This window comes from Nonomuraea sp. NPDC001831, from assembly GCF_042892035.1.
Lineage (GTDB): Bacteria > Actinomycetota > Actinomycetes > Streptosporangiales > Streptosporangiaceae > Nonomuraea.
Window position 1 is genome coordinate 263,194 of sequence record NZ_JBIATU010000015.1, and the last position, 8,816, is coordinate 272,009.

At 75.5% G+C, this 8,816-nt stretch carries 6 protein-coding genes; 4 read left to right on the forward strand and 2 right to left on the reverse strand.

Features of this window, described 5'->3' with window-relative positions:
- Positions 1-137: 137 nt before the first annotated feature.
- Positions 138-1,523 carry an MFS transporter gene (locus ACFYYW_RS37760; protein WP_387656453.1) on the forward strand — a complete coding sequence of 462 codons (1,386 nt, stop codon included), beginning with the start codon at positions 138-140 and terminating at the stop codon, positions 1,521-1,523.
- Between the two features lie 17 nt (positions 1,524-1,540).
- Here the strand turns inward: ACFYYW_RS37760 and ACFYYW_RS37765 are convergent, their stop codons facing one another.
- Positions 1,541-2,152 (reverse strand): dihydrofolate reductase family protein, encoded by a 612-nt coding sequence (locus tag ACFYYW_RS37765; RefSeq protein ID WP_387656456.1) that lies wholly within the window; start codon positions 2,150-2,152, stop codon positions 1,541-1,543.
- A gap of 128 nt (positions 2,153-2,280) precedes the next feature.
- Between ACFYYW_RS37765 and ACFYYW_RS37770 the strand changes: the two genes are divergently transcribed.
- Positions 2,281-5,007 carry a LuxR C-terminal-related transcriptional regulator gene (locus ACFYYW_RS37770; RefSeq protein ID WP_387656458.1) on the forward strand — a complete coding sequence of 909 codons (2,727 nt, stop codon included), beginning with the start codon at positions 2,281-2,283 and terminating at the stop codon, positions 5,005-5,007.
- Here ACFYYW_RS37770 and ACFYYW_RS37775 read toward each other — a convergent pair.
- Complete coding sequence (locus ACFYYW_RS37775; RefSeq protein ID WP_387656461.1) at positions 4,991-7,465, reverse strand: ATP-binding protein; 2,475 nt, start codon at positions 7,463-7,465, stop codon at positions 4,991-4,993. The two genes, ACFYYW_RS37770 and ACFYYW_RS37775, sit on opposite strands and share 17 nt — an antisense overlap.
- Positions 7,466-7,643: 178 nt before the next feature.
- On the opposite strand from ACFYYW_RS37775, the gene ACFYYW_RS37780 reads away from it, so the two are divergent.
- Positions 7,644-8,099, forward strand: coding sequence for a carboxymuconolactone decarboxylase family protein (locus ACFYYW_RS37780; protein WP_387656464.1), 456 nt, complete (start codon positions 7,644-7,646; stop codon positions 8,097-8,099).
- Between the two features lie 60 nt (positions 8,100-8,159).
- On the forward strand, positions 8,160-8,624 hold the full coding sequence (locus ACFYYW_RS37785) for a DUF1801 domain-containing protein (protein WP_352330113.1): 465 nt from the start codon (positions 8,160-8,162) through the stop codon (positions 8,622-8,624).
- Positions 8,625-8,816 lie beyond the last annotated feature (192 nt).

The window sequence follows — 8,816 nt, forward strand, 5'->3', positions numbered from 1 at the left end:
ACCGGTGACTGCGGCGTCTGCGCCGGCTCCGAGGGGCTCCTTCTCATTGCCGCGTGCCGGTGATTTGACGAGCGTCCCACAACTGTACGAGGATCCCGAACTGTACGTTATTTCCGGACAATCGTATGAAGGTGGACATGAGACGCCGACCCGGCCTGATCCTCGCCCTGCTGGCCCTTTCCCAGCTCATCACCTCCCTCGACTTCAACATCGTCTTCGTCGCGCTGCCCAGGATCGGCGCCGACCTGGACTTCTCCCCGCAGACCCTGCAGTGGGTGGCCAGCGCCTACGCCGTCGCGTACGGCGGCTTCCTGCTGCTCGGCGGCCGGGCGGCCGACCTGCTCGGACACCGCCGGATGTTCGTGGGCGCGCTGGCCCTGTTCGCACTCGCCTCCCTGGCCGGCGGCCTGGCGCAGAGCCCGGGGACACTGGTCGCCGCGCGGGCCGCGCAGGGGCTGGGCGGCGCGCTGCTGTTCCCGGCCACCTTGGCGCTGGTCAACACCGGTTTCGCCGAGGGGAAGGCGCGCAACAGGGCGCTGGCGGTGTGGAGCGGCGCCGGAGCCAGCGGGCTGGCGCTCGGGTCCCTGCTCGGCGGCCTGCTCACCGGCGCCTGGGGCTGGGAGGCGGTCTTCTACGTCAACGTGCCGCTCGCCGTCGTCGCGATCGCCGGAGCCTGGCTGCTGCTGCCCGCCGACGGGGCCCGCGCGCGGGGCCGCCGGTTCGACGTCCCGGGCGCGGTGCTGGCCACCGGCGGCGTCACCCTGCTCGCCTACGCGCTCATCCAGGGCCCCGAGTCCGGGTGGAGCTCACCGCTGATCACCGGCGGGTTCGTGCTGGCCGCGGTGCTGCTGGCCGCGTTCGTCGCGGTCGAGAAGGCGGGCGCCGACCCGCTCATGCCGCTGCGGCTGTTCGGCAACCGCAGCCTCAGCTCGGCCGTCGCGGTCATCCTGGTCTTCGGCGCCACGTTCAACGCGCTGCCGTACTTCCTGACCGTCTACTTCCAGACCGTGCTCGGGTACGGCGCCGTGGCGACCGGGCTGGCGTTCCTGGTGCCGTCCCTGCTGATCGCGCTGGGCACCCAGCTCGGCGGGCGGCTGGCCGGGCGGATCGGGATGCGGGTGACGCTGCTCCTCGGAACCGTCGGCGGGGCGGCGGGCACCGCGCTGCTGGCGATGGGGATCAGCGCCGACGGCTCGTACTGGGGAGTGCTGCCCGGCATCGTCGTGGCGGGCGTCAGCCAGGGACTCACCTGGACCGGGATGTGGATCGCCTCGGCCACCGGCGTGGCGGCGGGCGAGCAGGGGATCGCCTCCGGCATGGCCTCCACCGCGCTCCAGGTCGGCGCGGCGCTCGGGCTCGCGGTGCTGGTCGCGGCCGGCGGCGTGGGCGAGGCCACCGGGCCCGCGCTCGCCTCGGGGATGCGCACGGCGGTGCTCGTCGCGGCCGCGGGCATGCTGCTCGGGACGGTCGTCGCCCTCACCTTCGCCCGCCACCGCGCCACCGCCGCCCCGCTCCCCGCCTGACCTGGGAAGGCGGCCCTTCAGCCCTGGCGCAGGCGGTCGTAGAGCAGGCAGATCGCACCCGAGCCGGTGGTCGTCAGGTCGGTCAGCGACCAGTGCGTGGCGGGCAGGCCGTCCTCGAACAGCCGGGCGCCGCCGCCGGCCACCTCCGGGCAGAGCGTGATGCTCAGCCGGTCCAGCGCGTCCGCCTCCAGCAGGGCCTTGATGACGCTGCCGCTGGCCAGGACGACGACGTCCCCGCCGGCCTGCTTCCTGAGCCGCTCGACCTCCTCGGCAGGGCCGGCCGCGGCCAGGCGGGAGTTCTGCCACGGCGCGTCCGTCAGGGTCGAGGAGAAGACGATCTTCTCGGTGTCGTCGAGCCACTGGGCGAAGGCCCGGTCGCGGGGGTCGGCGCCCTCGTCCTTCGCGACCGCCGGCCAGAAGGAGCCGAAGCCCTCGTAGTTCCTGCGGCCGAGCAGGACGGTGGTGGCGGCGCCGGTCACCCGGATCATGTGGTCGCGGGCGCCGTCGCTGAGCGCGTGCGGGACGATCCAGCTCATGTCGTACTCGCCGCCCGGGCCGTTGACCCGGCCGTCGAGGGAGAGCGAGATGTTGCCGACGATCCTGCGACCCTGGAAGCCGTTCTGCGTCATGTCCGTGTCTCCTGGTGAGGTGCTTGTTCCGATGGGCTCAAGTCTTCCGTCCTGGCGGGCCGGGAACATCGGCCACCTGGCAGAGATGCCGCCGAACCCCTGGCCTATTTGCTGGCATACTTCGGGCGATGTCTGATGTCCGTCATGTTCCGGCAGAGTTGTCGTCGTTCGTGGGCCGGGCCGAGGAGCTGGCGGCGGCCGGCGAGGCGGTGGCGGCCGGGCGGGTCCTGACCCTGACCGGGCCCGGCGGGTGCGGCAAGACCCGGCTGGCGATGCGCCTGTGCCGGGCGGCCGCCGGGGCGTGGCCGGACGGCGTGTTCTGGATCGGCCTGGAGCAGGAGACCGACGGCGGCCAGGTCGGCCGCCGGATGGCCGCCGCGCTGGACGTCCCGCTGCCCGCCGACCGCGACCCGGTGCCGGTGCTGGCCGCCGCGCTGCGCGAGCGCGAGCTCCTCGTCGTGGTCGACAACTGCGAGCACGTGCTGGACGACGCGGCCGGCGTCGTCGCGGCCGTCCTGGCCGAGTGCCCGCGGGTGGCGGTGGTCGCCACCAGCCGGTCCAGGCTCGGCGTGCCCGGCGAGCGGGTGTGGCCGGTGCCGCCGATGAGGCTGGCCGACGCGCTGGAGCTGTTCCTCGAACGCGTCCGCGCCGGCGCCCCTGACGCGGCCGGCCCCGCCGCGGCCAGGGCGGCCGAGTCGCAGGCCAGACGGATCTGCGACCGGCTCGACCGGCTGCCGCTGGCGCTGGAGCTGGCGGCCGGCTGGGCGGGCGCGCTGTCGCTGGCCCAGATCGCCGACTCCCTGAGCGCCCCCTACACCCTCCTGGACGGCGGCGCGCGCACCACCCCCTTCCGCCAGCGCACCCTGCAGGCGTCGATGAGCTGGAGCCACGACCTGCTGGACGACGACGAGCGGGTGCTGTTCCGGCGCGCCGGGGTGCTCGAGCCGGGCTTCACCGCCGACGCCGTCACCCGCCTGGCCGAGCTCGGCGGGCCGAGCGCCGGACGCCTGCTCAGGGCGCTGCGGGGGCTGATCGACAAGTCGCTGGTCGTCGCCGACACCACCGGCCCGGTCGCCCGCTACCGGATGCTCGGGGTGGTGCGGGCGTACGCGCTGGACCGCCTGGCCGCGGCGCGGGAGGAGACCGCCGCGCGCGACCTGCACCTGGACGTCCACGCGTCGTTGCCGGCGGAGCTGGCGCCGCTGCTGGAGACCGACAAGGACGCCTGGCGCGCGCGGCTGGGCGCCGCCTACCCCAACGTGCGGGCCGCGATCGAGTGGGGGGTGTCCCGTCCGGACCCGGCGCTGGGGCGGCGCCTGGCCGCGGACTGCGCGTGGTTGTGGCACCTGGAAGGGCGCGGCGCCGAGGGGGCCGCGCTGCTGCGCCGGGCCGCGGCGCTCGGCGCGGACGAGCGCAGCCCGCTCCAGGCCCGGGTCCTGGCGGCGCTGGCGCTCGTGCTCAACACCGCCGAGCCGGGGATCGAGGCGTTCGAGGTGGCGCGGGCGGCGCGGGAGCTGGCCGAGGCGACCGGCGCCCCGGAGGCCGCCCGGCCGGCCGGGCCGCTGATCGCGCTCGGCCTGCTGGCGACGGGTCTGCCCGAGGCGCTGGCCGAGGCCCGCGCGGTGCGGGAGGAGGCCGTCCGGGCCGGGGACGGGTTCGTCGCCGACAGCGCCGAGGCGATCATCGGCCTGGTGCACGTGCTCGGCGACGACTACCGGCCGGCGATCGAGTGCTTCGAACGGGCCGTGGAGCGGCTGGTCGCGCGCGGCGACCGCGGCGTGGCCTCCTTCGCGCTGGGCTGGTGGGCGCTGGCCGCCGCCCGGTCGGGCGCGCTGGAGCGGGCCGCGGAGCTGGCCGGACGGGCCGTCGCGACCGCGGAACCGCTGCGTGACCTGCACTGGACCGGCTCCGCCCGGGTCGTCCTGGCGGAGATCCGCATCCTGCAGGGCCGCCTGGACGAGGCCGCCGCCGCCCTGGAGCCCGTGGACCGGCTGATCGACGGGCTCGGGCGGCTGCCGTTCATCACCGGGTGGGAGCGCTGCAAGGCGATGCTCGCGCTCGGGCACGACCGCCCGCGCGAGGCGGTGGAGTGGTGCTGGCGGGAGGGCCGCTGGCAGGAGGAGCCGGACGCCGCCTGGCTGGCGCCCGACACCCAGCTCGTGCTGGCGGCGGCGCTGCGCCGGTCGGACGCGGAGGCGGCGGCGGCGCGGCTGCTGGACGCCCTGTCGCGGTCACCGGTCACCGGCCGGATGCCGCGCGTGCGCGCCGGGGTGCTGGACGAGCTGGCGCTGCTGTCCCACGACAGCGACCCCGAACGCGCGCTGCGGCTGCATCACGAGGCGCTGCGCATCCACGCCGACCACGGCCTCGTGCTCGGCCTGGTGGCCGGCCTGGAGTCGCTGGCGCTGCTCGACCTGCGGCGCGGCGCCGTCAAGACGGCCGGGGTGCTGGCCGGGGCCGCCGCGCGGGCCCGCGCGGAACTCGGGGCCGCCCCCCGCCCCCTCCCGGCCGCCGACGGCGAGGAGGGCCGCGAACTGCGCGCGGCCGTCGAGCGGGGACGCGCGATGGACCTGGACGCGGCGGTCGCCCACGCCACGCGTGCGCGGGGGCCGCGCCGCCGGCCCGAGTCCGGCTGGGAGAGCCTGACCCCGGCCGAGCGGTCGGTGGCCGGGCTGGCCGCCGAAGGGCTGTCCAACCCCGAGATCGCCGCCCGGCTGTTCGTCAGCCGGGGCACGGTCAAGACCCACCTGGCGCACGTCTACGCCAAGCTCCAGGTCGCCAACCGCACCGAGCTGGCCCGCGCGAGCGCCGCCCGGCCCGCGTGCGAGGGGGACGAGGTCAGGCGTCCGGGTTGAGTTCGCGGCGGACGGCCTGGCTCGCCGCGCGGTGCTCGGCCGCCGCGGCCGGGTCGCTCTCGTCGAGCACGGCCGCGATGCCCTCGTGGGCCAGGGCCTCCTTGTGCCGCGCGCCCACCCTGGGCGCCAGGTCGAGGGCCTGGCGGTGCAGGCGCAGCGCCTCCTCCGGCAGGCCGGCCAGGCGGCAGGTCTCGGCGTAGCCGTAGAGGAAGTGCACCTTCCAGTGCTCCTCGAACAGCTCGTCCAGGAGGGCGAACGCCTGCCGGTGGCTCTCCAGCGCCTCCTCGTGGCGGCCCATCTGGCGCAGCGTGACGCCCAGGCAGTTGAGGCACCACGCCTCGTTGTGCTTGTGGCCGTCCTCGCGGGCCAGCTCCAGGGCCTGGCTGAGGTGCTGCGCGGCCTCGCCGGGCTCCTCGTGGACGATCGCCATGCCGAGGGTGATCCGGGCGGTCAGCGTGGCCGGCCAGCCGGGCTCGCCGTGCGTCTGCGCCAGCACGTCGCGGGCCAGCCGGGCCGCCTCCTCCCGGCGTCCCAGTTGCAGCATCGCCCACGCCTCGTCGGCGCCGGCGTGGGCCACGCCCCTCGGGCAGCCGGCGTCGGCGTACAGCCGGGCCGCCTGCCGGAAGAGGTCGAGCGGCTCCTCGACGTGGCCCTCGTCCCAGCTCAGGTAGCCGCGGCGCATCATCAGGTCCGCCGCGGAGCGGGCGTCGCCGGTCTGGGACACCAGCGGGGCCGCCGCCTCGTACGCGGCCCCGGCCTCGGCCATGCGGCCCGCGTTGTAGCGGGCGAAGCCCAGGTCGCTGTGCGCCTCGGCGAGCTGCCACGGGTCGCCCAGGCGTTCGGCCGCCGCCAGCGACCGTTCGAAGAGCACGTTGAGGTGGGTGGTGCCGCAGCGCCGGGCGAAGAACGCGCGCATGAAGCGGGGCAGCTCGCACGCGTGCGCGTCGGCGCCGGTGGCGACCGCCACCTCGAAGGCGCCCATGAGGTTGGTGTACTCCGTGACGAACCAGCCCAGCGCCGCGTGCTTGCTGCCGAACGCCGGCAGCGCGGCCGGCGGGCTGCCCGCCGACGCGGCCCGGCTGCCCGACTCGTACGGCATCGCGGCGTCGGCGGCGGCCGCCGCGTGCACGTAGTAGTCGAGCACCCGGCCCAGCGCCTGCTCCCGCTCGGCCGGCGAGTCCTGCTCCTCGGCGGCCCGGCGCGCGTGCTGGTGGACGAGGTCGTGCAGCGTGTACCGGCCGGGCGCGGGCTGCTGGACGAGGTGGGCGTCGAGCAGGTCCTCCAGCATCGTGCGCGCGTCGCGCAGCGGCACGCCGGCCAGGGCGGCGGCCACGTAGTCGTCGAAGGAGGACCCGGACAGCAGGCCGAGCAGCCGGAACAGGCGGCGCTGGGCCCGGTCGAGCTGCCGTACGGACATGGCGAAGGCGGTGTCGAACTCGCTCGGCCCCTCGGCCATGCGCTCGACCAGGATGCCGACGGTCCAGCCGGGCCGGTGGCGCAGCCGGGCCCCGGCCAGCCGCAGGGCCAGCGGCAGGTGGCCGCACAGCCGCAGCACCTCGGCCGCCGCCTCCGGGTCCTGGGCCAGCCGCCCGTCGGGGCCGCTGGGGTCGCCGCTGGCGCGGGCCAGCAGCTCGGCGCTCTCCTGCGGGGTGAGCACGTCCAACGAGACGGGCGGCACCTCCTCCAGGCCCAGCAGCCGGTTGCGGCTGGTGATCAGGGCGACGGACTCGCCCGCGCCGGGCAGCAGCATGCGGACCTGGTCGGCGCCGGCGGCGTTGTCGAGGACCACGACGGCCCGCCGTCCGGCCAGCTCGGCCCGCCAGCAGGCGGCCAGCGGCTCGATGCCGCCCTCCTGCGGGATCTTCTCCGAGGGCACGTCGAGCGCGGCCAGCAGCGACCGCAGCGCGGGGTCGGGGTCGAGCGGTTCCCGCCCGTCGGTGAAGCCGTGCAGGTCCAGGTAGAGCTGGGCGTCGGGGTAGTCGGCGGCGAGCCGGTGCGCGGCGTGCACGGCCAGGCACGTCTTGCCGACGCCCGCCATGCCGTCCACGGCGACCACCCGGCTCTGCGCGACCGCGGCGAGCACGGCGTCGAGATGGGCCGCGCGCCCGGTGAAGTCCGGCACGTCGCGCGGCAGGTCGTTGCGCGGCGGACGGGGAGCGCCGGCGGGCGCCGAGGGCGGCTGGACCTGGCGGCTCGCCTTGGGCGGCGCCGGAAGGGGGTTGGCCGCCCGGTCCCACAGCGGGCGCAGCGGGCGCGGGTCGCGCTTGACCAGGCGGCACAGCTCGATCACCGCGGCCCACGGCGGCACCGACTGGCCGCTGAGGTAGCGGGACAACGACGACGAGCTGAGGCCCGTCTCCCGGGCGAGCGCCCGTACGCCGTGCCCGGAGAGCTCCTGGAGCAGGCGTAGCCGGGTGGCCAGCTCGTCCTGGGGGTCCGCCGCCTGCTGTCGAGTCACGCGTCCTGCCTCTCTGTCCCGTCGCGGAAGAAACTTACCGGGACGAATCGCCGCAGGCCACCGGCATTCCGGCTGTCCCACGGTGTCCCACGGGCATCGTCGCGGCGGGCCGGCTGCGCTGAGATTAGGTCACGCCCCGGGGGACGGGGCGCCGACCAGGGAAAAGGGAGAAACCACCATGCAGTCCCGGATGAAGAACCCGGCCTTCGTTCTGCCCGGCGCGATGCAGTCGATCCAGGAGCTGTTCAAGGCGGTGCACTCCGGCGGCGTGGACGCCGGCACGCTGGAGCTGGTGCACCTGCGGACCAGCCAGATCAACGGGTGCAGCGCCTGCGTGGACGCCGGCGTCAAGGGCGGCCGCAAGGCCGGGGTGAGCGAGGAGCGGCTGGCCACGGTCACCGCCTGGCGGGAGGCCCCGTACTTCACCGAGGAGGAGCGGGCGGCGCTGGAGCTGGCCGAGGCCGCCACCCGCCTGGCCGACCGGCCCGACGCGGTCAGCGACGAGATCTGGGACCGGGCCGCCACCTACTACGACGAGAAGCAGCTCGCCGCGATCGTGCTGATGATCGGCGTGACGAACCTGTTCAACCGGCTCAACGCCACCACCCGGCAGATCGCCGGCGCGTGGGGCTGAGCGGCGCCACCCATAAAACGGTCAGTACTAGCATTCACCCCACACAGAAGGAGATTCACCATGAGCACCACCAAGAACACCGCCGGGTCCGACAAGGGCTTCGAGGGCTTCACCGAGGACGAGCGCGCGGCGATGAAGGCGCACGCCAGCGAGCTGAAGAAGGCCGCGCGGCGCGGCGGGAAGGCGTCGGCCGCCGACGGCGAGCGCGACGTGCTGGAGAAGATCGCCGAGATGGCCGAGGACGACCGGGTGCTGGCCGAGGCGGTGCACGCCATCATCAGGGCCGCCGCGCCCGACCTGACGCCGAAGACCTGGTACGGCATGCCGGCCTACGCCAAGAACGGCAGCGTCGTGTGCTTCTTCAAGCCCGCGGCCAAGTTCAAGTCCCGCTTCGCCACCCTCGACTTCAACGACGGGGCGACCCTGGAGGACGGCGCCATGTGGCCGAGCGCCTTCGCGCTGAAGGAGCTGACCCCCGACACCGAGGCGCGCATCGCCGCCCTCGTGCAGCGCGCCGCGGGCTGAGCCCCCGCCGGACCCCTGCGGTCCTGCTCCACCGCGGCGCGCCGGACCCTGCTCCGGCCCGGCGCGCCGCAGTGGAGCAGGGGACCGTCAGACCTCGTCCACGCTGCTCGGCTCACGCCGGGACAGATCGATACCGAGTTCCTCCGCCGCGCGGAAGACGTCCTCGTCGGTGTCGCGCATCTCGATGGACAT

Bases quoted from the DNA above. Each gene is read 5' to 3' on its own strand.
- ACFYYW_RS37780 (WP_387656464.1), top strand. From the start codon at position 7,644: ATGCAGTCCCGGATGAAGAACCCGGCCTTCGTTCTGCCCGGCGCGATG.
- ACFYYW_RS37760 (WP_387656453.1), top strand. From the start codon at position 138: ATGAGACGCCGACCCGGCCTGATCCTCGCCCTGCTGGCCCTTTCCCAG.
- ACFYYW_RS37770 (WP_387656458.1), top strand. From the start codon at position 2,281: ATGTCTGATGTCCGTCATGTTCCGGCAGAGTTGTCGTCGTTCGTGGGC.
- ACFYYW_RS37785 (WP_352330113.1), top strand. From the start codon at position 8,160: ATGAGCACCACCAAGAACACCGCCGGGTCCGACAAGGGCTTCGAGGGC.
- ACFYYW_RS37765 (WP_387656456.1), bottom strand. From the start codon at position 2,152: ATGACGCAGAACGGCTTCCAGGGTCGCAGGATCGTCGGCAACATCTCG.